Genomic DNA, 25428 nt, shown 5'->3' on the forward strand with positions numbered 1-25428 from the left:
GCCCGGCAGCTCGGCCGCCTCCCGCCCGGTCACGAGCACCACGCGGTCCATCTCCCCGGCCAGCTCGACCAGGCCGGGGTTGGCGCGCACGGCGTCCGTGCCGGCGATGAGCACGCGCGCGCCGGTGGCCCCGGCCAGCCGCCGCGCCGCGTCGAGCCGTACGTCCAGGGCCAGCGGCACCTCCACGGCGCCGAGCCTGGCCAGGGCGAACATCACCTCGACCAGCCGCGGCCCCGGAGGCAGGCACGTGAGGACCCGGTCGCCGCCCGTCACCAGGCCGGCGAGCCCGCCCGCGACGGCGGTCGCCCGCTCCAGGCACTCGCCGACCCGCAGCGACGCGCCGTCCTCGAACCGCACGAGCTCCGCCTCCGGAGCGCCGGCCGCCCGGCGCTCCAGCACGTCGAGCATCGTCTCAGGCGCGGCCGTGACACCGTCCATGTTCTCCCTCACGAGATGACAGGATGTCCCACCGCCGTCACGGGGACCACGGCGGGTGGATCGATGTACGGACCGCGAGCCGCCGGGGAAGGCGTCTACTCCACCTCCACGACGGCCTCGGCGAACTGGGCCGAGTACAGGCGGGCGTAGGCCCCGCCCTCGGCCAGCAGCGACTCGTGCGTGCCCTGCTCCACGATCCGGCCGTCCTCCATGACGAGGATCAGGCTGGCGTCGCGGATCGTGGACAGCCGGTGGGCGATCACGAAGCTGGTGCGCCCCTCGCGCAGCGAGCTCATAGCCCGCTGGATGAGCACCTCGGTGCGGGTGTCGACCGAGCTGGTGGCCTCGTCCAGGATCAGGATCGCCGGCTCGGACAGGAACGCCCGGGCGATCGTGATCAGCTGCTTCTCGCCCGCGCTGACCGTCCCGCCCTCCTCGTCGATCACCGTGTCGTAGCCGTCGGGCAGCGTGTGCGCGATGCGGTCCACGTGGGCGGCCTCCGCGGCGGCCTCGATCCGCTCGCGGGTGGCGCCCTCCGCCCCGTAGCCGATGTTCTCCGCGATCGTGCCGCCGAACAGCCAGGTGTCCTGCAGCACCATGCCGATGTTGGCGCGCAGCTCCTCCCTGGAAATCTCGGCGACGTCGACGCCGTCGAGCGTGATGCGGCCGCCGGTCACCTCGTAGAAGCGCATGATGAGGTTGACCAGCGTCGTCTTGCCCGCTCCCGTGGGGCCGACGATGGCGACGGTCTGGCCGGGCTCCACGGTCAGCGACAGGTTCTCGATCAGCGGCCGGTCCGGCGCGTACCGGAAGGACACGTTCTCGAACGCCACCCGGCCCCTGACCTGCGCCGGCCGCTCCGGCTTGGCCGGCTCAGGCGACTGCTCGGGAGCCTCCAGCAGCTCGAAGACCCGCTCGGCCGAGGCGACGCCCGACTGCACCAGGTTCGCCATGCCGGCCACCTGGGTGAGCGGCTGGCTGAACTGCCGCGAGTACTGGATGAAGGCCTGCACGTCGCCGAGCGAGATCGAGCCCGAGGCCACCTTGAACCCGCCCACCACGGCGACCAGCACGTAGTTGAGGTTGCCGATGAACATCATCGCCGGCTGGATGATCCCGGAGATGAACTGGGCGCGGAAGCTGGAGGCGAACAGGGCGTCGTTGTGCTGCTCGAAGATCTCGGCGGCCTCCTTCTGCCTGCCGAACACCTTGACCAGCGTGTGGCCGCCGTACATCTCCTCGATGTGGCCGTTGAGCTTGCCCGTCGAGGACCACTGCTTGATGAACTGCGGCTGGGAGCGCTTGCCGATGACGGTGGTGACGTAGACCGACACCGGCACGCTGACCAGCGCGATGAGGGCCAGGACGGGCGAGATCCAGAACATCACCACGAGCACCGCCACGACCGTCAGCACCGAGGAGATGAGCTGGCTCATCGTCTGCTGCAGCGTCTGGGCGATGTTGTCGGTGTCGTTGGTGGCGCGGCTGAGGATCTCGCCGCGCGGCTGACCGTCGAAGTAGCTCAGCGGCAGCCGCCCCAGCTTGGCCTCGATCCGCTCGCGCAGCCGGAACGCCGCCCGCTGCACGACGGTCGTGGTCAGCCGGAACTGCACGATGCCGAGCAGCGCCGCCAGCACGTAGATCGCCAGCACCCAGGCCAGCACCTGGGCCAGCGCGGTGAAGTCGATGCCCTGGCCGGGCACCACGTTCATCGACGACACCAGGTCGGCGAACGTGCCCTGGCCCCTGGCACGCAGCCCCGCCACGGCCTGTTCCTTGGTGGCCCCGGCGGGCAGCTGGGCCCCGATGATGCCGGCGAAGATCAGGTCCGTGGCGTAGCCGAGGATCTTGGGGCCCGTCACGGTCAGCGCGACGCTGGCCGTGCCGAGGGCCAGGACGACGGCCAGCAGCGTGCGCTCGGGGCGCAGCAGCCGCAGCAGGCTGCGGAGCGTGCCGCCGAAGTCGAGGGCCTTCTCGGCGGGCCCGGACATCATCCTGCCCGGCCCGAAAGCGGGCTGGGGCCGGCGCGCGGGCGCTTGCGTGGTCATGCCGCGGCCTCCTGTTCGGTGAGCTGGGACAGCACGATCTCCCGATAGGTCGGGCAGGTCGTCATGAGTTCGGTGTGGGTGCCGCTGCCGACCACGCGGCCGTCGTCGAGGACGAGGATGCGGTCGGCGTCGCGGATGGTGTTCACCCGCTGGGCCACGATGACGATCGTGGCGTCGGCGATCTCCTCGGCCAGCGCCGCGCGCAGCCGGGCGTCAGTGGCGTAGTCGAGGGCGGAGAAGGAGTCGTCGAACAGGAAGATCTCGGGCCGGTGCACCAGGGTCCTGGCGATGGCCAGGCGCTGGCGCTGGCCGCCGGAGACGTTCGTGCCGCCCTGGGCGATCGGCTCCTCGAGGCCGCCGGGCATCGCCTCGACGAACTCGCGGGCCTGGGCCACCTCCAGGGCCTTCCACAGCTCCTCGTCGGTCGCGTCCGGCTTGCCGTACCTCAGGTTGGAGGCGACGGTGCCGGAGAAGAGGTACGGCGACTGCGGCACCAGGCCGACCGCCCGGGAGAGCGCGGCCGCGTCGAGGTCGCGCACGTCGACGCCGTCGACCAGCACCTCGCCGGCGCTCGCGTCGAACAGGCGCGGGATGAGGTTGAGCAGCGTCGTCTTGCCGCTGCCCGTGCTGCCGATGATCGCGGTGGTACGGCCGGGCCGCGCCTCGAAGCTCACGCCGCACAGCACCGGCTCCTCGGCGCCCGGATAGCGGAAGTCCACCGACCGCAGCTCCAGCTCGCCGAGATGTCTGTCCGGGGTGACGGGGGCCTTCGGCGGGTGCACGGTCGGCTCGGTGTCGAGCACCTCCTCGATGCGCTCGGCGCAGACCTCGGCCCGCGGGATCATCATGAACATGAACATCGCCATCATCACCGACATGAGGATCTGCATCAGGTAGGAGATGACCGCGGTCAGCGCGCCCACCTGCATGCTCCCGTCGGCGATGCGGTGCCCGCCGAACCAGACCACGGCGACGCTGGAGACGTTCACCACCAGCATCACGGAGGGGAACATCAGCGCCATCAGCCGCCCGACCCGCAGCGACACGTCGGTCAGCTGGTCGTTGGCCACGCCGAAGCGCTCGCGCTCGTGCTTGTCGCGGACGAAGGCCCTGATGACCCGGATGCCGGTGATCTGCTCGCGCAGCACCTGGTTGATCCGGTCGATGCGCTCCTGCATCGTGCGGAAGAGCGGGCGCATCAGCACCACGATCACGCCCACGATGACGATCATCACGGGCAGCACGACGAGCAGCAGCGACGACAGCGCCGTGTCCTGGCGCAGCGCCAGCACGATGCCGCCGACGCACATGATCGGCGCCGCCACCATCATCGTGAACGTCATCAGCACGAGCAGCTGGATCTGCTGCACGTCGTTGGTGGTCCGGGTGATCAGGGACGGGGCGCCGAACCTGTTGACCTCCTGGGCGGAGAAGTCCTGCACCCGGCGGAAGATCGCGGCCCGCAGGTCCCGGCCCAGGGCCATCGAGGTCCGGGCGCCGTAGTAGACGGCCACGATCGAGCAGACGATCTGGATGAGGGTCACACCGAGCATCACCAGCCCGATGCGCATGATGGTTGCGGTGTCGCCCTTGACGACACCGTCGTCGATGATGTCGGCGTTGAGGGTGGGGAGATAAAGCGTGGCCAGGGTCTGCACGAACTGGAAGAGGACCACGAGTGTGATCTCTTTCCCGTACGGCCTGAGCTGGACCCGCAGGAGACGGAGCAGCATCAAGAGGTGCTTTCTGTCGATGGGGTGGTGGAGGGCCGCACGAGCAGCCCGTCGAGCAGTACGGAGACGATCTCCTCGTCGTCCAGGTCGCCGAACTCGCCGATCCGGCCGAAGCCGCGGTGCTCGCTCGACGCGATCAGCACGAGCAGCAGTTGCGCCGTGGCCTCGGGCGAGCGGCGCAGCCGGTCGCGGTCGGGCTCGATCAGGGCGGCGAGCCCGTCCACGATCAGGCGCCGGCCCTCCATGATCTGCTTGAAGAACTCGGCGTCGTCGGCCATCAGCTCCTTGGGCACGGCCATGAGGTTGATGTTGGCCCTCATCCCCGTCCGCAGCATCGCGACCGCCTCGCTCAGCCGCACGCGCAACTCGGCCCGCGTGCCGATGCCCGCCAATGCCTGTGCCGCCGGCCGCGAGTCGAACGCGACCATGAGCGTCGCCCGCAGCAGCGAGGCCTTGTCGGGGAAGACGCCGAAGATCGTGCCCTCGGCCACGCCCGCGGCCTCGGCGATCTGGCGAGTGCTCACCGCTGCGCCGTACTCGCGCAGCAGCGGGAGCGTGGCGGCGATGAGCGCGGCACGGCGGTCTTCCGGCGCCATGGCCGGCACCCTTCGTCTCCTCCTGTTCATAGCGGGCAATCCTAATGAGCGAGTACTCACTCGTTCAAATGGTTATACGTCAGGATCAACCGCTACGCTCCATCCGTGCTCAAACCTTGGTTGCCCGGTTTCCTGCTGCTCGCCGCCATCTGGGGCAACAGCTTCTTCTTCATCAAGGTCGCGGTGGAGGCCCTCCACCCGCTCCAGGTCTCCTTCGGCCGGATGGTCATCGGGGCGCTGGTACTCCTGCTGGCCGTGCTGCTCGGCGGGAAGCGGCTGCCGCGCGACCCGCGCCTGTGGGGTCACTTCCAGGTCGCCTCGATCGTGCTCACCACGCTGCCGTTCACCCTCTTCGCGTACGGCGAGCAGTACGTCTCCTCCGTGGTCGCCGCCATCTGGAACGCCACCACCCCGCTCTGCACGCTCGCCTTCACCCTGCTGCTGCGCACCGAGAAGGCGACCGCCGGCCGGGTGGCGGGCCTCGGCCTCGGCTTCGCGGGCGTCATGGTCGTGCTCGGGATCTGGCAGCCGATGGGCGGCGGGCAGCTCGGCGGCAGCCTGGCCTGCTTCGCCGCCGCGGCCTGCTACGGGATCGGCGGCGCCTACATGGGCCGCTTCATCACCGGCCGGCGCCCCGAGCCGCCGGTCGTGCTGGCCGCCGGGCAGCTGCTCAGCGGCGCGGTGCAGCTGGCCGTGATCACGCTGCTGGCCGGGGTGCCGCTGGTGGACCCGCACGCGCCCGCCGCGGTCTGGTGGAGCCTGGCCGGGCTCGGCGGGCTGGGCACCGGGCTGGCGTACCTGCTGCTCTACTGGGTGCAGGTCCGCGCCGGGGTCACCACGACCTCCACGGTCACCTACCTGCTGCCGGTCTTCGCCGCGATCTCCGGGGTGGCCATCCTGGGCGAGGGCCTCAGCTGGAACCAGCCGGTCGGCGCCGTCGTCATCCTCGCCGCCATCGCCCTCACCCAGCGGGCCGCGCCCCGGCCCGTTCCCGCTCCGCCCGAGCAGGCGCCCGGCGCGGTGGATCAGCCGGCTCCCCAACCGTGAACGGGGGATGAATTCTGCCGTACGGTCGCCTTTCCGACCGCGCGGACCCGGCAATCGCCATCCCATAATTCCAGCCATGGGGGTTATTTCTAGAAACAGGATGCGATGAAGCGCTGGATCGGTGTCATTCTGGCGGCGGTTCTGGCCGGGGTGGCGGTCGTGGCGATCCTCTTGGGGAATCGGGCGGACGAGGCCCCGGAGACGCTGGTGGTGCGGGGGGTCATCGGGTCGGAGAAGAAGCCGTTCTTCGACGACCCCCGGGTCAAGGCGGCCTTCGCCAAGCACGGGCTGCGGGTCGAGGTGGACACCGCGGGATCGCGGCAGATCGTCACCGACGTGGACCTGAGCCGCTACGCCTTCGCCTTCCCCTCCAGCGTTCCCGCCGCCGAGCGGATCAAGCGCGACCGCAAGGCGGTCACCACCTATTCGCCGTTCTACTCGCCGATGGCGGTGGCCACGTTCGAGCCGATCGCGAAGCTGCTGGCGGGGGCGGGCGTGGTCCGCGATTCCGGCAAAGGTTACCAAATCCTCGATATTAGGAAATATCTGGATTTAATAGGCAAAGGCACTCGCTGGGATCAGCTTCCCGGCAATTCTGCTTATCCGGCTCGTAAGCGGGTCCTCCTCACCACCACCGACATCCGTACCTCCAACTCGGCCGCCATGTACCTGTCGGCCATCGGCTATGTCGCCAACGGCGAGGACGTGCCCACCTCCGACGCGCAGATCGCCAAGATCGCCCCGATGATCGCCCCCGCCGTGCTCGACCAGGGCTTCTCCGAGTCCACCAGCGAGGCGTCGTTCGACGACTACCTGGCGCTGGGCGCGGGCAAGACGCCGCTGCTGGTCGTCTACGAGGCGCAGTACCTGGCGCACGTCTTCGCCGGAGACGGCGCGATCAAGCCCGAGATGCGGCTGATCTATCCGTCGCCGACCGTGCTCAGCAAGCACACGCTGGTCCCGCTGACCCAGCCGGGCGACCGGGTGGGGCAGTTGCTCACGAAGGACGCCGAGCTGCAGGGCCTGGCGGCCGCGTACGGCTTCCGCACCACCGACCCTCAGGCGTTCGCCGGCCTGGTCGCCAAGACCGGGGCGCCCGCGGCGGCCGAGCTGGTGGACGTCGTCGAACCGCCCACGTACGAGCGGCTGGACCAGCTCATCACCACCATCGACTCAGCCCGGCCCTAGCAAGGAGATCCCGCACGTGTCCGATCTGGTGCTCACGCCGCCCGAGCCGGTCGCCCCGGTCCCGGCCGAGACGGCGGCCACCATGCTGCCGATCGCCGCCGATCGCGCCGCCGAGCTGGCCGCCAAGGCCCGCGACTTCGCAGGCGAGCTGAGCGGGCTCGACCACCGCTCCCCCGAGTTCTCCCGCAAGGTGCACGACATCTCCTCGATGGGCGACACCGAGATCAAGTCGGCCTCCCAGGTGGCCAACCGCATGCTCAAGCGGCCGGTCGCCGCCCTGGACGCGGCCCGGGGCGAGGGCGCCGACGCCCAGGGCAGGGTCGCCAAGGAGCTGGTGGCGCTGCGCCGTACCGTCGTGGACCTGGACCCGAAGCAGGCGGCCAGCGGGACGCGCAAGCTCCTGGGCCTCATCCCGTTCGGCGACCGGCTGCGCGACTACTTCGCCAAGTACCAGTCCGCGCAGAAGCACATCGACGACATCATCCGCGCGCTGAAGTCCGGCCAGGACGAGCTGCTGCGCGACAACGCCGCCATCGAGGGCGAGAAGGCGAACCTGTGGGAGACGATGACCCGGCTGCAGGAGTACGCGGTCCTGGCCCAGGCCATGGACGCCGCTCTTGAGGAGCGCATCGTGCTGGCCGACAAGGAGCGGGCCACGGCGCTGCGGTCCGACGCCCTGTTCACCGTGCGCCAGCGCCACCAGGACCTGCTCACCCAGCTCGCCGTGTCGGCCCAGGGCTACCTGGCGCTCGACCTCGTACGCAAGAACAACCTGGAGCTGAGCAAGGGCGTGGACCGCGCCACCACGACCACGGTCGCGGCGCTGCGCACGGCGGTCACGGTCGCGCAGGCGCTGGCGAACCAGAAGCTGGTGCTCGACCAGATCACCGCGCTGAACGCCACGACCGGTGACCTGATCCTGGCCACCAGCGAGATGCTGCGCACCCAGGCGGGCGCGATCCAGAACCAGGCGGCCTCGACGACCGTGGACCTGGACACGCTGCGGCAGGCGTTCGACAACGTCTACGCCACGATGGACATGATCGACGCGTTCCGGTCGAAGGCCGTGGACAACATGGCGGCCACCGTCGACAGCCTGTCCGCCGAGCTGGGGCACGCCAAGGCGTACCTGGAGCGGGCCCGGGAGGGCGAGCGATGAGACGAGGGCTGGGACGAGCGCTGTCTCTCGTCCTGCTCGCCGGCCTGCTGGCGGGCTGCGGCGGGGGTGAGGAGCCCGCCGACGCGCCCGACGTGCTCCGCGTGCTGGCCGGCAGCGAGATCAAGGACCTCGAGCCGCTGCTGCGGCGGGCCGAGGCGGAGGCCGGCGTCAAGGTGCGGCTCACCTACACCGGCACGCTCGACGGCGCCGAGCAGGTCGCGAGCGGCCGCGCCGACGGCCGGCTGGACGCGGTCTGGTTCTCCTCCAACCGCTACCTGTCCCTGATCGACGGCGCGCAGGCCAGGCTGTCCACCCAGTCCAAGATCATGATCTCCCCCGTCGTGCTGGGGCTGAAGCCCGCCAAGGCCCGCGAGCTCGGCTGGGACGGCAAGCAGGTCACCTGGGCCGACATCGCGCGGGCGGCCAAGGAGGGCAGGTTCGGCTTCGCCATGACGAACCCCGCCTCCTCCAACTCCGGCTTCTCCGCCCTGGTCGGGGTGGCCGCGGCGCTGTCGGACGCGGACGGCGCGCTCAGCGCCGAGCAGGTCGCGTCGGTGACGCCGCGGCTGAAGGAGTTCTTCTCGGCGCAGCGCCTGACGGCCGGCTCGTCGGGGTGGCTGGCCGACGCCTACGCCCGCGACCGGCGCGTGGACGGCATGGTCAACTACGAGTCGGTCCTGCTGGGGATGCGCGAGCCGCTGACGCTCGTCTACCCGTCCGACGGCGTGGTGACCGCCGACTACCCGCTCACGCTGCTCGCCTCGGCCCCCGAGCCCAAGAAGGCCCTGTACGGCAAGCTCACCGCCTGGCTGCGCAGCCCCGCCGTGCAGAAGGACATCATGACCGGCACCCACCGCCGGCCGATCACGCCTGGCGTGACCCCGGACCCGCGCTTCGGCGGCAGGCAGCTGATCGAGCTGCCGTTCCCCAACCGGCGCAGCACCGCCGACGAGCTGATCGCCACCTACCTCAACCAGGTGCGGGTCCCGGCGGAGACGCGGTTCGTGCTGGACATCTCGGGCTCGATGGCGGGCGAGCGGATCGACGCGCTGCGGCAGGCGCTGGTCGCCCTGACCGGCGCCGACACCTCCGCCTCCGGCGCGTTCTCGCGCTTCAGCAACCGCGAGGCCGTCACGATGATCCCGTTCAGCAACTCGCCGATGCGGCCGGTCCCGTTCACCGTGCCCGAACGCGACCCGCAGCCGGTGCTGGCCCAGATCAAGGCGTTCGCGGAAGGGCTGTCCGCGGGCGGCGGCACCGCGATCTACGACAGCCTGACCGCCGCCTACGAGCGTCCGGTGACGCCCGGGCACTACACCTCGGTCGTGCTCATGACCGACGGCGACAACACCGACGGCTCCGACTACGCCGCCTTCGAGACCCGTTACCGGGCGCTGCCGGAGGACCGGCGGGCGCCGGCGTTCGTGGTGCTGTTCGGCGAGAGCGACGTCGAGGAGATGCGCAAGGTCGCCGAGCTGACCGGCGGCGCCGTGTTCGACGCCCGCAAGACGTCGCTGAGCAGCGCGTTCAAGGAGATCCGTGGCTATCAGTGAGCGCGTCCTGCGCTACCTGGGCTCGAACCGGAACATCGCCGGCTCCTGTCTGGCGCTGCTCGGCCTGGTGGCCCACTTCCTGGGCCTGGCCGGCGCGTTCTGGCCGGTGGTCGTGGTGGCGCTGTACGGGGTGGGCGCGCTGCTGGCCCCGCCGGACCGGGTCCGGCTGACGATCTCGCACGCGGAGGTGGAGACGCGGGCCCTCAGGGCCGACCTGGACGAGCTGCTGCGGCGGATCGGCAGGCGCTTCCCCGGCGACGTGCACGCGGCCGTGGACGCGCTGGCCGAGGTCCTGAGGGGTGTGCTGGACCGCGCCGAGCAGCTCACCGCCTCCCCCGACCAGCTGCACGTGGTGTCGCAGACGATCCGGCTGTACCTGCCCGCCAGCCTGGAGGCGTACGCGAACCTGCCGCGCGGTTACGCCCTCACCCGCCGCGGCGGGCGGGAGCGCAGCGCGCACGAGGAGCTGCTCGCCCAGCTCGGCCTGCTCGACGCCCAGCTGCGCAAGGTGGCCGAGGCCATCCACCGGGGGGACGAGCAGGCGCTGCGCGATCAGGGCCGGTTCCTGCGGGACAAGTTCGGCGGCTCGGAGCTGGACCTGAGCTGAGGGCTCCTGGGCTCCTGGGCTCGTGGGCTCGTGGGCTCGTGGGCTCAGCCCGCGGACCGGTCGGCGGGCAGGCGGCGCCGGCGGGCGGTGTCCGTCAGCGCCGGGCGGCGCCAGGCGCCGTCGGCGCGGTAGAGGTCGGTGCCCGGCGGGATGATCTCGTCGATGCGGTCGAGAGTCCGGTCGTCGAGGGTGAGCGCGGCGCCCTTGATCGTCGCCTCCAGCTGCTCCATGGTGCGCGGGCCGATGATGACCGAGGTGACGGCCGGGTGCGCGGCGGGGAAGGCGACCGCGAGCTCGGGCAGCGAGCAGCCGAGGTCCGTCGCGAGCCCGATCAGCTCCTCCACCACCTCCAGCTTGGCGGCGTTCTCGGGGATGGAGGGGTCGAAGCGGTTCGGGGTGAGCGAGGCGCGGCCGGTGGTAAGGTCGATGGGCTGCCCCTTCCTGAACCGGCCGGTCAGGAAGCCGGACGCGAGCGGGCTCCAGGTCAGCACGCCCATGCCGTACCGCCGGCACACGGGCAGCACGTCGGCCTCTACCCCGCGGGCGAGCAGCGAGTACGGCGGCTGCTCGGTCCTGAAGCGCCGCAGGCCGCGGCGCTCGGACACGTGGTGCGCCTCGACGATGTCCTCGGCGGGGAACGTCGAGCAGCCGAACGCCCGGATCTTGCCCTGCCCGACGAGGTCGCCCAGCACGTCGAGCGTCTCCTCGATGTCGGTCGTGTGGTCGGGCCGGTGCACCTGGTAGAGGTCGATCCAGTCGGTCTGGAGCCGCTTGAGGCTCTCCTCGACCTCCTTGAGGATCCAGCGCCGCGAGTTGCCGCGCCGGTTCGGCCCCTCCCCCATCGGGAAGTGCACCTTCGTGGCGAGCACGACGTCGTCACGGCGACCCCGCAGCGCCTTGCCCACGATCTCCTCGGACTCGCCGGCCGAGTACATGTCGGCCGTGTCGATGAAGTTGACGCCCTGGTCGAGGGCGTGGTGGATGATCCGGGCGCAGTCGTCGTGGTCGGGGTTGCCGACCGCGCCGAACATCATGGCGCCGAGACAGTGGACGCTCACCTCGATGCCCGTGCCGCCGAGGACGCGGTAACGCATGATCAGACTCCTAGCGATGTGGATGGGGTGCTGGGCGCGCGTCGGAGCCTACGGGCTAGAGCCGACTCTAGATCAAGCGGCCGCCGGGAGCCGCAGGTGGACGGGGAGGGCGGACAGGCCGTTCATGAGCAGTGACGGCGTCCTGGTCAGGCTCTCCGCGGGCACCGCCAGGCGAAGATCGGGGAAGCGGTCGGGCAGCGTGCGGAACGCGATGCGGGCCTCGACGGGCTCCACGGTGCGGTACGACAGGGTGGTCTGCACGGGCCCGTCGTCGCGGGCGGCGATCAGGTCGCAGAGCAGGTCGTCCTGCGGGTCGCGGCGCTTCGTCCCGATCGGCGGGTAGGCCAGCGCGGAGACGAGGTCGACGGTCCCCCGGCCGTCGGCCTCGGCGAGCAGGTCGTCGGTGAGCCGCTGGATCCACGGGACGAGCTTCTCGACCCTGCGGCGGGTGAACGTCGAGGTCAGCGCCCTGCTCTCGGCATAGCCCGTCACCAGCCACGCCTGCGTGCCGGCCGGCGTCGTGATCGGGTGGACGGGCCCCTGGCGGCGAGGTCCGCGTAAATGTGGTGCCGCTCGTCGCCGCGAATCGCGGTGAACGGCGCCGGCCCGGATTCCCTGGGCGCGGAATCGGACAAGGCAATCCCCCATTGCTTTGATTATTGAATTCGCGGGGGAAAACGTTACTCATGGGCGATATGCGGGCCGTTGACACAACGTCGACGCCCGGGACTACGTACTTACGTTCGACGGCTAGGTAGTCATCCGGGTATCCCTCCCGTGCCGCTCGCGGCGCCGCCGTACGCACGCTGGATTCATCGACAACACCATCAAGGAACGAGGAAAACATCAACCATGTGCAAGCACCGGCCACGGTGCCCATCCGCATACGCCGCCTATCGACTCGCATGTGGGAGTCCCGCATGAACGACCACGCCTTCATGAACCACGGCACCGGACACCATCTCGACCTGAGCATCCTGAGCCGGGCCTGGGACTGGATCAAATCCAGGGCCCTGGGCTTCGACGAGAGCGAGGTTCCGGGTGAGCGGGTCGCCACCTGGTCGCTGTCACCGGACACGCGGGCGCGGCCTCTCATCCACGCCCGGCTGGCCTCATGGGGGCTCGACGGGCTGGCAGAGGCCGCCGAGCTGCTGGTGGAACAGCTGGTCGCCGACGTCGAGGAGCACGCGCCCGGGCCGTACCGGCTGACCGTCTGGGCCACCGACGGCATGCTGCGCTGCGAGGTCGAGGCGGAGGCCGCGGACGACGCGCCGGTGCCGCATGATCTGCGGGTGTTCCGGAGGCTGGCCTGCTGCTGGGGCGCCGCGGGCCGTGCCTTCTGGTTCGAGATCCCGATGAACGCTCAGGACAGGTGCCGCAACTCCGGTTGGGCCTCGGGAGGCCGGATCGCGTAGGTGACGGCGCGGTCGACGCCCAGCTTCGTCCCGCGGCGGAAGGCGGACGTGAACGCCGGTTTCCCGAGGGCGTGGCGGGCCTGCCGCGTGCAGCGTTCGTGCCAGGCCGCGTGATAGCAGAGCCGTTCGGGTGAGGCGCCCGCCGCCTGCCACAACGCGTGCGCCGCGCCGAGGAGTTCGGCGGCTCTCTCGTGCTCCTCCCGGGCGCCGGCGATCCAGGCCAGCACTTCCAGGCACTGGGTGAGGCACCACCGGTCGTCGATCTCGCCGGTGAACTGCGCGGCCGACGTCAGGAGCGCTTCGGCCTGCCCGTAGTCGCCCAGGTTCCACCGCGCGACGCCGAGCGCGAACTGGGCGTACCCGCGTGACACCAGCGCATGGTGGGACTCGCTCAGGGCCAGCAGCTCCTCGCCGAACTCCGCGGCCAGGCCGGGGTCCTCGGTCGATCCGTACGCGGCGGCGAAATAGAGGTTGAACATGAGCCCGTCCATGTCGTTCAGGGACCGGTGGAGGGCGAGCGACTCCCGCAGCAGCGCGAGGCCGCGCCGGGTGTCGCCGGCGGTGCAGGCGGCCACGCCCGCGGTCCGGACGGCGTACGGCACGAGGTCCTCGTTCCCCGATCTGCCGGCGAGGGCCCGGCAGTCCTCCAGCAGCGGCATCGCCGCGTCGAGGTCTCCCTGGCGCAGGGCGAGCATGCTGTCCGCCCAGAGCGCCGTCGCCCTGGCCCGGCCGGGATCCGGCACCAGCTCCAGGCCGCGCTCGATCCAGTAGCGGCCCTCCGTGAGCGCGCCGGCGAGCACCCAGAAGCACCACATCGCGGACGCGGTGCCCAGGCCCAGGGACGCCAGCGCGGGCTCGTTCAGGCACGCCTGGAGCGCGACGCGGATGTTGGGCAGCTCCTGGCGCAGGGCCAGGTACCGATCCAGCTGGTCGGACACCAACTGGTCGGTCCGGTACGTCTCCGTCAGCTCGCGGTAGTGGCCGACGAAGCGCCTGCGCAGCCATTGCCGCTCGGCGGGCGTCAGCTGCTCGCAGCCGTACGCGCGCAGGCTCTCCAGCATGCGGAAGCCGAGCCCGCCCCGGTACAAGACCGACTTGTCCACCAGCCCGGCCAGGAGGTCGAGCACGTCGGCCGGATCGATGCCCTCCCCCGCGCACACCGTCTCCGCGGTGCCCAGATCGACCCCTCCGGCGAACATCGACAGCCGGGCCCACAGCCGCCGCTCCTCGGGCGAACACAGCCGGAAGCTCCACTGGATGGTCGCCCGCAGCGTCTGGTGCCGCGGCAGCGCCATGGGGCCGCCGGTGGCCAGCACGTCGAAGCGCTGGTCCAGCTCGTACGCGAGCTCCTCCAGCGACAGGGTGCGCAGCCGGGCCGCGGCCAGCTCGATCGCCAGCGGGATCCCCTCCAGCCGCCGCACCAGCCGCACCACGCAGGCGAGGTTGCCCGCGTTCAGGGAGAAGCCCGGCACGACGTGCGCCGCGCGCTCCACGAACAGGCGCACCGAGTCGTGTCTGGCAGCCTCCCGTACGGTGCGGCTGGGCGTCTGCGGGCCGGCCGGTGACTCGTGGAGCGCCGGTCCGGCCTGGGTTCCGTGGAGCACCCGGACGGGCCCGGGCAGGGACAGCGGCGGGACCGGGAGCACCTGCTCGCCGTGCACGCCCAGCGAGTGCCTGCTGGTCACCAGGACCCGCAGGCGGGGTGTGGCGTGCAGCAGCCGTTCCACGAAGTGCGCGCAGAGCAGGTCCAGGTGCTCGCAGTTGTCCAGGACCAGCAGCATCCGCCTGTTGGACAGGTGCTCCACCAGCAGCCCCATGGGATCCGGGTGGACTCCGCGCAGGCCCAGGGCCTCGGCCACCGCCGGCTCCAGCAGCTCGCCGGTCTCCAGGGTGGCGAGCTCGATCACCTCGACGCCGTCCCGGTACTTGTTCCGCAGGTTGTCCGCGAGCCTGAGCGCCAGCCGGGTCTTGCCGACCCCGCCGGGGCCGGTCAGGGTGAGCAGCCGCGTCCTCGCCAGCGCCTTGCGCGCCGCCGACAGTTCCCACCTTCGCCCAATGAAGGTGGATTTATCCAACAAAAATGCCATGAGGGCCCTGCTACTCCCGTGAGACACCGAACGGCGCCAAGCCTCCACACCCCAGAGTATTCCTGGCCCGTTTCCCGGCACAGCCGTCCGGAGCCGCCGGAGTCGCGTTTTCTCATTTCCCCGGCAAAAGCCCGTCCTGACACCATTTTGCCAATGCGGACCCACAAATTTGCCGGACACTTGATTTCGATGAATCGCATCGGCTCCGTGTGATTCCTTATTCATCATGAGTCTCACCGCGGAGCCGGTCGCCGTCCGCCGCCCGTATCGCTGGGTCGTGCTGGCGCTGGCGTGGGCCGCCTTCACGATGACCGCCGTGGACCGGTCCACCTGGGGCCCCGCCTCGGTGGCGGTGGGCGAGCACCTCGGCGTGTCGCCGGCCGGGCTCGGGGTCTTCGCCACCGGCTACTACGTCGGCTACGTCGTCTCCAACGCCGCGGGCGGCGTGCTGACCGACTGGCTCGGCCCCCGGGTGGTCGTCGGCTGCTCGCTCTTCCTCGCCGGCGGGTTCATGATCCTGTTCGGCGGGACGGACTCCGTGGCGATGGGCATCGCGTTCCAGGCCGGGGTCGGGGTGTTCGCCGGGTGCGACTACTCGGCCGGGGTCAAGCTCGTCTCCCAGTGGTTCCCGTCCAAGGACCGCGGGTTCGCCATGGGCGTGTTCATGACCGCCACCTCGCTGGGCACGGTGATCGCGAACGCGGTCGTCCCGAGCCTCATCGCCGCCTCCGGGTGGCGTACGTCGTACCACGTGTTCGGCGCCGCCTCGATGGTCGTCGCGGTGCTGTGCCTGCTGCTGCTGCGCGACGGCAGGGCCACGTCCGCCGCCCGCGCGGTGCCGGACCTGCGCCCGCTGGCCCGCGACCGGGACCTGTGGCTGCTCGGCCTGGCCGGGTTCGGCGCGCTGTGGGGCACCTACGGCTTCATCACCTGGTCCAACGCACTGATGATCAAGGGCGGCCACCTCACTCCCGTGCAGGCCGGCACCGTGGTCGCGATCTTCGGCGCCACCGCCATCGCGGCGAAGCCGTGCATGGGCATGGTGTCCGACCTGCTCGGCGGCCGGCGCAAGCTCCCGGCCGTCGCCGTGCTCGCCGCCTTCGTCGTGACGCTGCTGGTGTTCGGCACCCGCGACAGCCTGAGCGGCTTCCTGTGGGTGGCGCCGTTCCTGGGGATCGCGGCGTACGTGTACAGCCCGCTGATGATCGCGCTGATCCCGGAGCTCGCCGGGGTCCGGCTCGCCGGGTCGGCGGCCGGTGCGACGAACGCGTTCTGGCAGCTCGGCAGCACGATCGTGCCGGTGGTGCTCGGCGCGGTGTTCCAGGCGACCCACTCGTTCTTCTGGGCCTTCGCCACGCTCGCCGCGGGGCCGCTGCTCGGCCTGGTCCTCCTGCTGGGGGTCCGGGAGCACAGGGCCGGCGCGCGAGTCCCCGCCGTGACGGCTCTCACGGGGTGAGAACGCGCACGTACGCTGTCGTCCGGCCGCCGCCTGGTTCGGCGACCTCGTCAAGATCGACCGTACGAACGCGCGGCGGCTCCTGCGGCTGTGAGCTCCGGTCAGCACATCGAGGGAATGCAGGTGAAGGGATCCTGGAGCGTGGGCGCCGGCTGCGTCGGGGCGGGGGGCGGCGGTAACGGCCGAACCCACGACGCCGGCGCAAACCGAGAAGGCGAAACGGCGGACGACGCCACCTCCCGACACCCAGGCGGACACCCCGCCCGAAGACCTCGCCGCCCGCCCCCAAGCCGACCCGCACCAAGAAACCCGCGAGCGCCGCGGTGAGCGACGATTCAGGGGTGGGCCCGACCTCCCGCCCGACCTCCCGCCCGACCTCCGGCCCGACCTCCGGCCCGACCTCCGAAGACCCCCCGGAGCGGCCCGCGGAGACCAGTGACGGAGGGCACGAGAGGCTGTGAGGTCACGCCCGGCTCGGGGGCGATCCCACCGGCCGGCCACCCCAGTCGATCAACAGGCCGCCCGCGACGAGCAGCGCCGCCGCCGCGACACCGGCCGACGCCAGGATCGTCGTACGGCGGCGCCCGGACACCGGAAGGCGCCCGGGCGAGCGCAGCGCGGTCGGCGTGGAGCACGGGCGCGGTGGAGAACCTGGCCACGCGCAGGAACCTGTTCCGCTCTCTGGGGTCGGTCGGCAGGCCGCGATGCCGGAGCTTGACGGCGACCGGCTCACCGTCCGCCGCCTGCCCGAGGCAGACGACGCCCTGGCCACCCTCGCCGAGGCGTCCGACGATGTCATACGGCCCTCGTCCTCCACCAACGGCTGATTCACCGAGCCCCCCAACAGCACCAACAGACCGGGCAAGGAGCTTCCAGCGCGACAGCCGGGATATCCCACGCTCGCGATCAAGAAGCACTTGCTTTCCTCGGAGATCACAATCTCCGTACAAATGCGGACAAATGTTGACCCTTCCACTTTCCCGATGGTTAATCGGAAGGGAGTGCGCCGCTTTCAACGGGGGAAGCGGCTCTTCATGGCCATGGGGGAAACATGACCAGGAGTCTTGTCGGCATGCTCTTAGCCGCCACCGTCGCGACCGGGGTCATCGCGGTGACGCCGACGGCGGCCTCGGCATCCGAACTGGGACAGAACGCCGCTCGTCCACACCTGCTCAACTACAAGATCTACTTCGGCAAATGCGAGGACACCTGCCGCATCAAGGTGCGGATCAAGAGCGTCACTCGCCTGAAGCTCTACGACGTCAGCCTGAACGCCCGGCTCTGGGTCAACGGCAAGAAGGTCGGGTCCTGCTACGACTACGTCGGCAGCATCCGTCCCAAGGGGGTCCGCTGGGCCGGGTGCACCGTACGGTCGTCGAAACTGTCCACCATGTGGAACCGCTACCTCGACGGCGAGATCGACTTCAACACCGAGACCAAGACCAACGTCCACTACGAGTGGTATTCGTGACCGGCGGCCCAGGGGCCCTCTTCTCTGCTTCAGGGTAGAGGCAGGCCGTTCAGTGACATGATCATTCCGCACGGATTCCGCCGCAGGCGTTGGGGGGATCATGATTCCCCCAACGCTCGCCCAATGCGTTGGTTGGCCACCTCGCGCTCGCCGTCGATGCACTTGGCGTAGATCTTCCGCGGGGAACTTCGGGGATATCTCACAACCACCACACCGTCGGGCACCAGTTCTTGCCACATTACCCCGACGATCATCTCTGGAATGGGGGGCATTGCAGGCTCCCACCGCCAGTGCGGTGACCGGAAAGGTTCGCCGGGGTGCTCGTTGGCACGCGTGCCAACGTAAGGGCAGGCCGCCCCGCGGCGAAGGCTTCCGATCACAGCACCAGCGTCGGGCTTTCGCCCCGGGCGATAGATGATCTGGCGTTCATAGAGGCTAGAAGCAGTCCTTTTGGGGCGTGCGTCCCGAGGCCTCGATCTCGACGGTCTTGCTCTTGGAGCTGCCGGGGGTCGTGAGGATCATCGCGATGTGCAGCTTCTTGCCGGCGTGGCTGCCGCTGCCGCTGCCGCAGACCGAGCGCGCCTGCTTGGTGAGGTGGTGGAAGCGGTAGATGACCTTCTTCCAGTTCTTCTCCGGCGTCATGACCATCCACTCCTCACCGTCGGTCTTCTCGTCCGTGCAGTGGCTGACGCCCTGACAGGGGTGGGTGTACTGCTTGACGGACGCCTCGGCGGGGTGGGTCAGCAGCGCTCCCGTGACTGCCGCGGCCACCAGGCCCAGGACAAAGGTCGTCATCATGTGCACTTAGATGTTCGCGGCAGCCTCAAGGTTCGCGGCTGTGCGGGCTTACTCGCCATCGCTCGGCGCTCAGTTGACCACGTCGACTGGCGAGCAATCCGGTGAACCTTTCCGGTCGCCGCACCAGCTGTCACTGCTCGGCGCGGCGATCCCGGGCCGGGGCGGTGCTGGATGAGCCCTTCCTGACGGAGTTTCCGCAGCCCGTACGTGTCCATCAGCTCCTGCTCGGACGGGAGCGGGTCGCCCGGCTTGGGCCGACCGGAGGTGATCGCGACGCGCAGGTCCTCAACCAGGCGCCGCGACGGCGGTACGGGGGCGCTCGTCATTCCGCCGGTCACGTACGTGCCTTTCGCGTGCAGCGTCTCGACGCGGCCCTGCTCGCGCGGCGCCTACGCCGCGGCCGATGGCCCTTACGCGAATCCGTCCCACTATCGTCGTACTAGATCGACGACAACAGTGCCAAGGATACGACCGTGAGGATGGCCGATGGCGCGCCGTACAGACAAGGAAAGCGTATGACCAGCACCGCGCTCATCGTCGGCGACCTGCAGGCGGGCATCGTGGACAACTACCCCTTCGCCGCCGGCGTGCTCCCCGTCGTGGAAAAGGTTCTCCCCGCGGCCAGGGCCGCCGGAATTCCCGTGATCTTCATCCGTTTCGGGCTCCGGGCCTCAGGCCTTGATGTGGCAGCGGGAAACCAGCTGATCAGCGGGCTGCACGGGGCGGGGACGCGGTTTCACGAAGATTCTCCCGAGACGCTCGTGCACCCGCGCATCGAGCCGTTGCCGGGCGAGGCCGTCGTCCTCAAGCGCCGCGCCAGCGCGTTCGCGGCGACCGACCTCGATCGGCTCCTGCGAGCCCAGCACATCGACTCGATCGTGCTGACCGGTGTCGCGACCGGGGCGATGATCGCCGCTACCCTCTACGACGCCTCCGACCGCGATTACCACGTGACCGTGCTCAGCGACGCCTGCGCCGACGGGGAACCGGACGTGCACGACTTCCTGATCGACCGCGTCTTCCCGGCCAGGGGCGCTGACGTCCTCACAGGCCACGCGTGGACCGCCCGCCTATGACCAGCCGTCAGCATTGAAGAAGCGCGAGGGGGTGGCTCTCTCGTTGCACAACCACCGCGCCTCCCCTCAGGCTCCGCCTTGGCGAGAGGTGCGCAGCACCAGCTGCGTGTCGTTCTGTGGTCCGACCTGGAGACTCTCCCCTGGTACTGACACATGCCCAGGCGGGCCGGTTCAGAGATGAGGGCTGAGGCGCTTGGCGATCCCGTCGGTCTCATCGAGGTCGAGACGAGGGACCTCGCCTGACCGCGTGCCGCCGTCGGGAAGAGTGCTGGCGACATGGAAGTGAACATGGGGGACGGTCTGGTGCGCGGGCGCTCCGTTGTTCTGCCAGACGGCGATGCCCCCGGGGTCGTAGGCGGCTGTGATGGCCCGGACCGCCCGCCGCATCAAGGTCCGCGCGCACAGGACAGCTGACCGACATCTGGCACGCGAAGACTCAGGGTTCGTTGTCGTAGTCGTCTCTCGGGTCGCCGTGCGCGGCCAAAGCGCGCTCGTCTGGGATGGCTGCGGGATCGTTCGGGCGGCGCAGCAACGCTGGCCCGGTCGGGCGGGCTCATGACCGCATGCGCTGATCCTGCGAGAACAGCCCATCGTTGCGGAACTCCACCGTGCACGTAACGAGACCCGCTTGCTCGTGACCCGGCAGGCCAGGGGCCGGGTCCTCAGCCGCCTGGTGTCAGCTATCTGAGGGCGAAGACCGCGGAGGTGGAGTCGGTCTCGCTCTGCCGTACGGTGCCCGCGGCCCAGACCTCCGTGGTGCCTGGGACGAGCGCCAGGTCCCACAACTTGATCACCTTGCCGGCCACCTGAGGAGCGCTCACCGACCACTGACCCGCGGCCGAGCGGGACAGCACGCGGGAGCTCGTGTCATCCGGTGGATCCGCGATCACCCGGATGCCGCCCCGGCCGTCCGCGACCGCGTCACCGAGGCGCCACGCGGGTGTCACCGGGGCCGGGAGAGGGACGTCGACCGGCGACCAGGCGCGGCCGTCGAAATGCGCGGCGAACAGCTTCTCGTCGCGGTCGCCGAAGACCCAGACATCGTTCTTGGCCACCGCGAGCATGCCGGTCAGGCTGACGGTCTCCTTGTCGCGGCCGGCGGGAAAGGCGGCCTTCTTCCAGGCTTTGCCGTCGAAGTGGGCCACCCTGCAACAACCGATCGCCCAGACGTCCTTCTGCGACACGGCGCTGGTCCGGACGACGTCCCTCGGCGCTCGCCGCTGCCAGGTGCGGCCGTTCCAGAACCAGGACGCCGAATGGCCGTCCGAGCCGAAGGCCCAGACGTGGTGACGGCCGAGCACCAGACCGCGGCTGAGGTTGGGGTGGGCTCCCATGGCGGATCTGCCCGCGTCCGTCCAGCGACGGCCGTCGTAGCGGAGGGCGGCGGACTCGCCGGTGTCGCTCGTGGTGAAGGCCCACACGTTGTCGGGCGAGGACGCGCCCGCCGAGCCGATGGCGCCGTAGTGGCGGCCGGGCAGTTCGGCGGCCCGCCAGGCTCGGCCGTTCCAGTGCTGCGCCACCGGACGGGCGGTCCCCGCGCATTCGTCGTCGATGGGCTCGCTCTGGCCGAAGACCCAGACGTCGCTCCGGCTCAGCGGAACGACCGCCGACATCGAGTCGCAGCCGCCGAAACTGTGCATCCGGATCACTTCCCAGACCGGCTGGTTCGCCGTGGGCGGGACCGCGACCAGACCGACCGTCAATAACATTCGTGTCAGCACAGGACCCATCATGCTGCCCGCGCGTCACCCGAGCAGCCAGACCCCCGCCAGCGAGATCGTTCCGATGAGCCCGGTGGCGATGCCGCCGAGCAGCATGACCCGGCCGCCCTTGAGCAGCTTCCGCAGGTCGATCCCCGTGCCGAGGGCGAACAGGGCGGCGGCCATCAGCGCGTTCGTGACCGCCGGGACGTTCCCGGTCACCACCGGGGGCAGCAGGCCCGTGCTCCGTACCGCCACCATCACCAGGAACCCGGCCACGAACAGCGGCACGATCGGCGGCCTCTTCGCGGGAGCGGCGGCAGGCGGTGCCACCGGACGGGTGAGGGTGGCGCCGCGCCCGGCCACCACCGTCTGGGCGGGCCCGGCCAGCGCCGAACGAGCAGGCACGGCCACCATCGGCCGGGAGGGCACGGCCACCGCCGGCTGAGCCGGCACAGCCACCGCCGGCTGGGCGGGCGCGCTGCGCGGGCGGCGCAGGGACGTGGTGACCGCGACGATGGGGGCGAGCAGGACGACCCGGGCCAGCTTGACCGTCACCGCCGTCGCCAGCACGCCCGTGACCGCGCCGATCGCCGCCACCTGGGCGACCTCGTGCACGGCCGCTCCCGCCCACACCCCGAGCTGCTCGTGCGACAACCCCAGCCAGGACGCCAGCAGCGGCAGCACCACGATGGCCGCGCTGCCGTAGAGGACCACCACGCTGAGCGCGCCCGCGGCGTCCTCGTCCGAGCTGTCGGCGCTGTCGTGCATGGCCGCGATCGCCGCCGCCCCGCAGATCGACACGCCGGTGGCGACCAGCAGCGACGTACCGGGGGAAAGGCCGAGGCGGCGGCCGGCCAGTGGCGTGAGCACGAACGTGAGCCCCGTGGCGGCGACGACGACCGCGAGCGCCTGCCACCCCAGCGCGAGCACCTGCGGCACCGCGATCTGCAGCCCGAGCAGCACGATCGCCGCGCGCAGCACCCGCCTCGAGACGAACATCAGCCCGGCACGCAGCGGCGCGCGGATCACCCCGGCGGTGGCCAGCGCCGCCCCCAGGGCCACCGCGGCGGTGGCGGGGCTGAGCCCCGGCACGAACCGGTTGACGGCCAGGGCGGCCACCGTCGCCAGCGCGCACGCCGCGATGCCCGGCAGGCAGGATGTCTTGGAGGGGGTGGGAAGCATGATCCCAGTCTTCGGGGCCATCGACAGGGCCGGTAGCCGCGCATTGCCTGGGAGGTCATAGCCTGTGGCTATGACTGCGCTGCCCGATCTCGACTCCCTCAAGCTCCTCGTGGACGTGGGCGAGCTCGGCAGCCTCGGGCAGGCGGCCAAGCTGGCGGGCATCGCGCAGCCGTCGGCGAGCAAGCGCATCGCCCAGCTCGAACGGCGGCTCGGCCTGCCGCTGCTGGAGCGGACGCCGCGCGGCTCCACGCTCACCGCCGAGGGCAAGATGGTGGCGGGCTGGGCCGCGCAGGTGCTCGCGGCGGCGCAGGAGCTCATGCGGGCCGCCGAGGCCGTCCGGCACGGCGAGGCGGCGCACCTGCGGGTGGCCTCCAGCATGACGGTCGCCGAATACCTGGTGCCGCGCTGGCTCGGGGAGTTCCAGAGCCGGGAGGCCGGGGTTCAGATCGGCCTGGACGTGCTGAACTCCGCCGACGTGGCGGCGCTGGTGCTGTCGGGGGCCGGGGGCGTGGAGCTGGGGTTCGTGGAGGGGCCGACGGTGCCGGACGGGCTGGCCAGCCGCGTGGTCGGCACCGACAGGCTGGTCGTCGTGGTCGCGCCGGGCCACCCGTGGGCGCGCCGCCGCACGGTGCTCAGGGGCGCCGAGCTGGCCGCTACCCCACTGGTCGTACGCGAGCGCGGCTCCGGCACCCGCGAGACCCTGGACGTCGCCTTCGCCGGGCTCCACCAGGCCAGCCCGCGCCTGGAGCTCGGGTCGAACTCGGCCGTCAAGGGCGCCGCCCAGGCGGGCGCGGCCCCGGCGGTGCTCAGCGGGTACGCGGTCGAGGCCGAGCTGGCCACCGGCCGCCTCGTCGAGGTGCCGCTGGCAGGCCTCAACCTGGTCAGAAACCTGCGCGCGGTCTGGCGCCGGGGCCGCTCTCTCACGGGCCCCGCCGCGACCCTCCTGACCATCGCCAGCCGCCCCTGACGGGTCTGCGCGCTTACCGAACAAACAGGGGAGAATCCTCAGCGATGAACATTACTCCCGCCCAGTTGCGCGACCTGGCCGGCCGCGCCGACGCGCTCCAGGCCGAGGCCCGTGCCCTGTACGCCGGTCTGCCCGCCGATTCACCCGAACGCGCCCATCTCCAGGCGGCGCACCACGCCGCCGAATGGCTGAAGCGAGCGGGCGAGGACCTGCTGCGCGCGGCCGGAGACCTGGCCCAGTATCGGGCCCTGGCCGAGTCGACGTGCGCCTTCCCGTGGGGCGTCTGTCCCGAGCACGGCAACACGCTCTCCGCCATGGCCAACGTGTCCACCTGCCGGGTGTGCAGCCGCACGTGGGACTACAACCGGCGCGGCCAGAAGTGCGGCGAGCCGGTGACGTGGAAGGTGACCGACCGGGTGGGGACGGAGTCGCTGATGTGCGACGGGCACGTCCTCGGCGCTCGCGCGGCCATGCAAGGCGCCACCTTCATGCGCCTCGACGCAGGGACGTAACCAGGAAATTACCCCCTCATCTCGCCACAAAAGCGCTGATCAGCGACCTGCAACAGCCGTAAACAGCCCCCAGATCAGCGATGCATCCTGCATCCTGGGCATGCATTCGCGTTTCCCCCCTTCAAGGAGCTGCCGTGACCCGGTATGCCGTCGATCACGCCCGAAACGCGCTCGTCGCCCACTGGAGCACCGGCATCGGGGACGTCGCGGTCACCGTGGCCACTCTTCCCCCCGCCCGCGCCGCGGACGCCCTGCGTCTGGCCGCCCGCCTGACCGAGCTGTCGCAGGCCTGCTGGCGCTGCTACACCCACCCGGCGAGCATCTCCGACCAGCATGGACCGGGCAGCCTCGGCTGGTACCGGCAGCGCGAACGCGACGCCTTCACCGGCGTCGTCCCGATCCTGACCGCCTCCACGCACGTCCCCGTACCCGCCAAGATCGGGGAGATCGCCCAGCGCACCGGTCGCGCCCTGCGCACCCTCGACAGCCCGGAGCTCACCGTCCAGGTCGTCGCCGACGTCGCCGCCGAGCTGTCGGCCGTCGAACAGGCCGAACGCGGCGACCTGTCCGAACGCGCCCAGCAGGCCGTCACCCTCAGCCGCGAGGACGCCTCACCCCTGCAGGTCGCCCAGGCGGACGCCTTCCTCAACCGCCAGCCCTTCGGCTGCGAGGAGCTGATCACGCAGATCGACCCCGCCGCGGCCGCCATCGCCGCCGCCCACTGGCTGCACGCGGCGGCCGCCGCGACGGGCCGCCGCGTGCGGCAGCATCCCGTGCAGGTCGTGGCCGAGGGCGACCACCTCAGGCCCCTCGCCGTCGAAAGCCTGGTCGAGATCGTGAGCGCCATCAGCTTCGGCGCGACACCGCGCCAGACGGTCATGCCGCTCATCCGCCACACCCTGCACGTCGCCGAGGGCCACCTCTGCGGCGTGACCGACGCCAAACGGCGCATCGCCGCCGCCGAACGCCTCGTGGCCAGGACCCGGATCGACCACCCCCACTCCGGCTCCGACTCCGTCTGCCTGCCCATCACCTCCCTCGACCCGGCCCGGCCGGCCCTCGACCTGCTCGACAACCTCATGGCGGGCATCCACGGCTGCTGGCTGCACTACGCCGGTCATGCGCGCACGCAGGACGCCTTCTCCTGGCACGATCCGGACGACGACCGGCGGAAGGAACGCCATACCGAGCTGTTCCTCACCGAAGTCCGGCAAGAAGCGGCCACCCGCCACCAACACCTGCTCTGACGCGCTTGCGCCCTCAGCGAGCCATCTTGGGCCGGTTCCTCGTCCGCGTAC

Annotated in this window: 26 protein-coding genes; 13 read left to right on the forward strand and 13 right to left on the reverse strand. The window is 70.8% G+C overall.

What is annotated here, in order from left to right; translation table 11 throughout:
- The 4 genes from ACWDX9_RS31990 to ACWDX9_RS32005 all read right to left on the reverse strand — a co-directional run.
- A partial coding sequence (locus tag ACWDX9_RS31990) for an AMP-binding protein (protein ID WP_449960346.1) occupies positions 1 to 438 on the reverse strand: 438 nt, incomplete at its 3' end.
- 95 nt (positions 439 to 533) lie between these two features.
- Positions 534 to 2486: an ABC transporter ATP-binding protein gene (locus ACWDX9_RS31995; protein ID WP_449960349.1), complete on the reverse strand. Its 1953-nt coding sequence runs from the start codon at positions 2484 to 2486 to the stop codon at positions 534 to 536.
- Positions 2483 to 4219 carry an ABC transporter ATP-binding protein gene (locus ACWDX9_RS32000; protein ID WP_449960352.1) on the reverse strand — a complete coding sequence of 579 codons (1737 nt, stop codon included), beginning with the start codon at positions 4217 to 4219 and terminating at the stop codon, positions 2483 to 2485. Before ACWDX9_RS32000 ends, ACWDX9_RS31995 begins: the two co-directional genes overlap by 4 nt.
- Positions 4219 to 4815 carry a TetR/AcrR family transcriptional regulator gene (locus ACWDX9_RS32005; RefSeq protein WP_449960354.1) on the reverse strand — a complete coding sequence of 199 codons (597 nt, stop codon included), beginning with the start codon at positions 4813 to 4815 and terminating at the stop codon, positions 4219 to 4221. Before ACWDX9_RS32005 ends, ACWDX9_RS32000 begins: the two co-directional genes overlap by 1 nt.
- 105 nt (positions 4816 to 4920) lie before the next feature.
- Between ACWDX9_RS32005 and ACWDX9_RS32010 the strand changes: the two genes are divergently transcribed.
- From ACWDX9_RS32010 to ACWDX9_RS32030, 5 genes are all read left to right on the forward strand, one after another.
- Positions 4921 to 5862, forward strand: a complete 942-nt coding sequence (locus ACWDX9_RS32010; RefSeq protein WP_449960357.1) for a DMT family transporter — start codon at positions 4921 to 4923, stop codon at positions 5860 to 5862.
- 105 nt (positions 5863 to 5967) lie between these two features.
- Positions 5968 to 7050 (forward strand): hypothetical protein, encoded by a 1083-nt coding sequence (locus ACWDX9_RS32015; RefSeq protein WP_449960360.1) that lies wholly within the window; start codon positions 5968 to 5970, stop codon positions 7048 to 7050.
- 16 nt (positions 7051 to 7066) lie between these two features.
- Positions 7067 to 8209 carry a toxic anion resistance protein gene (locus ACWDX9_RS32020; protein ID WP_449960363.1) on the forward strand — a complete coding sequence of 381 codons (1143 nt, stop codon included), beginning with the start codon at positions 7067 to 7069 and terminating at the stop codon, positions 8207 to 8209.
- Positions 8206 to 9762 carry a substrate-binding domain-containing protein gene (locus ACWDX9_RS32025; RefSeq protein ID WP_449960366.1) on the forward strand — a complete coding sequence of 519 codons (1557 nt, stop codon included), beginning with the start codon at positions 8206 to 8208 and terminating at the stop codon, positions 9760 to 9762. Before ACWDX9_RS32020 ends, ACWDX9_RS32025 begins: the two co-directional genes overlap by 4 nt.
- Entirely contained in the window at positions 9749 to 10369 is a 621-nt protein-coding gene (locus tag ACWDX9_RS32030) for a hypothetical protein (protein ID WP_449960369.1), read from the forward strand. The genes ACWDX9_RS32025 and ACWDX9_RS32030 overlap by 14 nt, the downstream gene beginning before the upstream one ends.
- A gap of 44 nt (positions 10370 to 10413) precedes the next feature.
- Here ACWDX9_RS32030 and ACWDX9_RS32035 read toward each other — a convergent pair whose 3' ends face one another.
- Both ACWDX9_RS32035 and ACWDX9_RS32040 read right to left on the reverse strand, forming a co-directional pair.
- Positions 10414 to 11463: an aldo/keto reductase gene (locus ACWDX9_RS32035; RefSeq protein WP_449960372.1), complete on the reverse strand. Its 1050-nt coding sequence runs from the start codon at positions 11461 to 11463 to the stop codon at positions 10414 to 10416.
- 72 nt (positions 11464 to 11535) lie between these two features.
- Complete coding sequence (locus ACWDX9_RS32040; RefSeq protein ID WP_449960375.1) at positions 11536 to 11955, reverse strand: hypothetical protein; 420 nt, start codon at positions 11953 to 11955, stop codon at positions 11536 to 11538.
- 428 nt (positions 11956 to 12383) lie between these two features.
- On the opposite strand from ACWDX9_RS32040, the gene ACWDX9_RS32045 reads away from it, so the two are divergent.
- Positions 12384 to 12878, forward strand: coding sequence for a hypothetical protein (locus tag ACWDX9_RS32045; RefSeq protein WP_449960377.1), 495 nt, complete (start codon positions 12384 to 12386; stop codon positions 12876 to 12878).
- Here the strand turns inward: ACWDX9_RS32045 and ACWDX9_RS32050 are convergent.
- A complete protein-coding gene (locus ACWDX9_RS32050; protein ID WP_449960380.1) occupies positions 12827 to 14965 on the reverse strand; it encodes an ATP-binding protein in 2139 nt (712 codons plus the stop codon). The two genes, ACWDX9_RS32045 and ACWDX9_RS32050, sit on opposite strands and share 52 nt — an antisense overlap.
- Positions 14966 to 15191: 226 nt before the next feature.
- On the opposite strand from ACWDX9_RS32050, the gene ACWDX9_RS32055 reads away from it, so the two are divergent.
- Positions 15192 to 16421, forward strand: coding sequence for an MFS transporter (locus ACWDX9_RS32055; RefSeq protein ID WP_449960383.1), 1230 nt, complete (start codon positions 15192 to 15194; stop codon positions 16419 to 16421).
- A gap of 463 nt (positions 16422 to 16884) precedes the next feature.
- Here the strand turns inward: ACWDX9_RS32055 and ACWDX9_RS32060 are convergent, their stop codons facing one another.
- The gene (locus ACWDX9_RS32060; protein WP_449960386.1) at positions 16885 to 17013 is read right to left on the reverse strand and encodes a hypothetical protein; all 129 of its coding nucleotides are present in this window, start codon (positions 17011 to 17013) and stop codon (positions 16885 to 16887) included.
- 112 nt (positions 17014 to 17125) lie between these two features.
- On the opposite strand from ACWDX9_RS32060, the gene ACWDX9_RS32065 reads away from it, so the two are divergent.
- Positions 17126 to 17248: a hypothetical protein gene (locus ACWDX9_RS32065; protein ID WP_449960389.1), complete on the forward strand. Its 123-nt coding sequence runs from the start codon at positions 17126 to 17128 to the stop codon at positions 17246 to 17248.
- A 224-nt stretch (positions 17249 to 17472) separates the two neighbouring features.
- Positions 17473 to 17892: a hypothetical protein gene (locus tag ACWDX9_RS32070; RefSeq protein WP_449960392.1), complete on the forward strand. Its 420-nt coding sequence runs from the start codon at positions 17473 to 17475 to the stop codon at positions 17890 to 17892.
- Positions 17893 to 18327: 435 nt separating this feature from the next.
- On the opposite strand, the gene ACWDX9_RS32075 is transcribed toward ACWDX9_RS32070, so the two are convergent.
- Positions 18328 to 18690 carry a hypothetical protein gene (locus ACWDX9_RS32075; RefSeq protein WP_449960395.1) on the reverse strand — a complete coding sequence of 121 codons (363 nt, stop codon included), beginning with the start codon at positions 18688 to 18690 and terminating at the stop codon, positions 18328 to 18330.
- Complete coding sequence (locus ACWDX9_RS32080) at positions 18687 to 19016, reverse strand: GntR family transcriptional regulator (protein WP_449960439.1); 330 nt, start codon at positions 19014 to 19016, stop codon at positions 18687 to 18689. The genes ACWDX9_RS32075 and ACWDX9_RS32080 overlap by 4 nt, the downstream gene beginning before the upstream one ends.
- A 189-nt stretch (positions 19017 to 19205) precedes the next feature.
- Here ACWDX9_RS32080 and ACWDX9_RS32085 point away from each other — a divergent pair, with 189 nt between their 5' ends.
- The gene (locus tag ACWDX9_RS32085; protein WP_449960398.1) at positions 19206 to 19766 is read left to right on the forward strand and encodes a cysteine hydrolase; all 561 of its coding nucleotides are present in this window, start codon (positions 19206 to 19208) and stop codon (positions 19764 to 19766) included.
- A 171-nt stretch (positions 19767 to 19937) separates the two neighbouring features.
- On the opposite strand, the gene ACWDX9_RS32090 is transcribed toward ACWDX9_RS32085, so the two are convergent.
- The 3 genes from ACWDX9_RS32090 to ACWDX9_RS32100 form a co-directional block, all read right to left on the reverse strand.
- Positions 19938 to 20153 (reverse strand): HIT family protein, encoded by a 216-nt coding sequence (locus tag ACWDX9_RS32090; protein WP_449960401.1) that lies wholly within the window; start codon positions 20151 to 20153, stop codon positions 19938 to 19940.
- 293 nt (positions 20154 to 20446) lie between these two features.
- The gene (locus tag ACWDX9_RS32095; protein WP_449960403.1) at positions 20447 to 21475 is read right to left on the reverse strand and encodes a hypothetical protein; all 1029 of its coding nucleotides are present in this window, start codon (positions 21473 to 21475) and stop codon (positions 20447 to 20449) included.
- A 36-nt stretch (positions 21476 to 21511) separates the two neighbouring features.
- A complete protein-coding gene (locus ACWDX9_RS32100; protein WP_449960406.1) occupies positions 21512 to 22651 on the reverse strand; it encodes a YeiH family protein in 1140 nt (379 codons plus the stop codon).
- Positions 22652 to 22721: 70 nt separating this feature from the next.
- Here ACWDX9_RS32100 and ACWDX9_RS32105 point away from each other — a divergent pair, with 70 nt between their 5' ends.
- The 3 genes from ACWDX9_RS32105 to ACWDX9_RS32115 all read left to right on the forward strand — a co-directional run bounded on the left by ACWDX9_RS32105 (position 22722) and on the right by ACWDX9_RS32115 (position 25377).
- On the forward strand, positions 22722 to 23618 hold the full coding sequence (locus tag ACWDX9_RS32105) for a LysR family transcriptional regulator (RefSeq protein ID WP_357745730.1): 897 nt from the start codon (positions 22722 to 22724) through the stop codon (positions 23616 to 23618).
- A gap of 44 nt (positions 23619 to 23662) precedes the next feature.
- Complete coding sequence (locus tag ACWDX9_RS32110; protein ID WP_449960410.1) at positions 23663 to 24130, forward strand: hypothetical protein; 468 nt, start codon at positions 23663 to 23665, stop codon at positions 24128 to 24130.
- A gap of 134 nt (positions 24131 to 24264) precedes the next feature.
- Entirely contained in the window at positions 24265 to 25377 is a 1113-nt protein-coding gene (locus tag ACWDX9_RS32115) for a hypothetical protein (RefSeq protein WP_449960413.1), read from the forward strand.
- Positions 25378 to 25428 lie beyond the last annotated feature (51 nt).

This window comes from Nonomuraea sp. NPDC003201 (genome assembly GCF_053590415.1).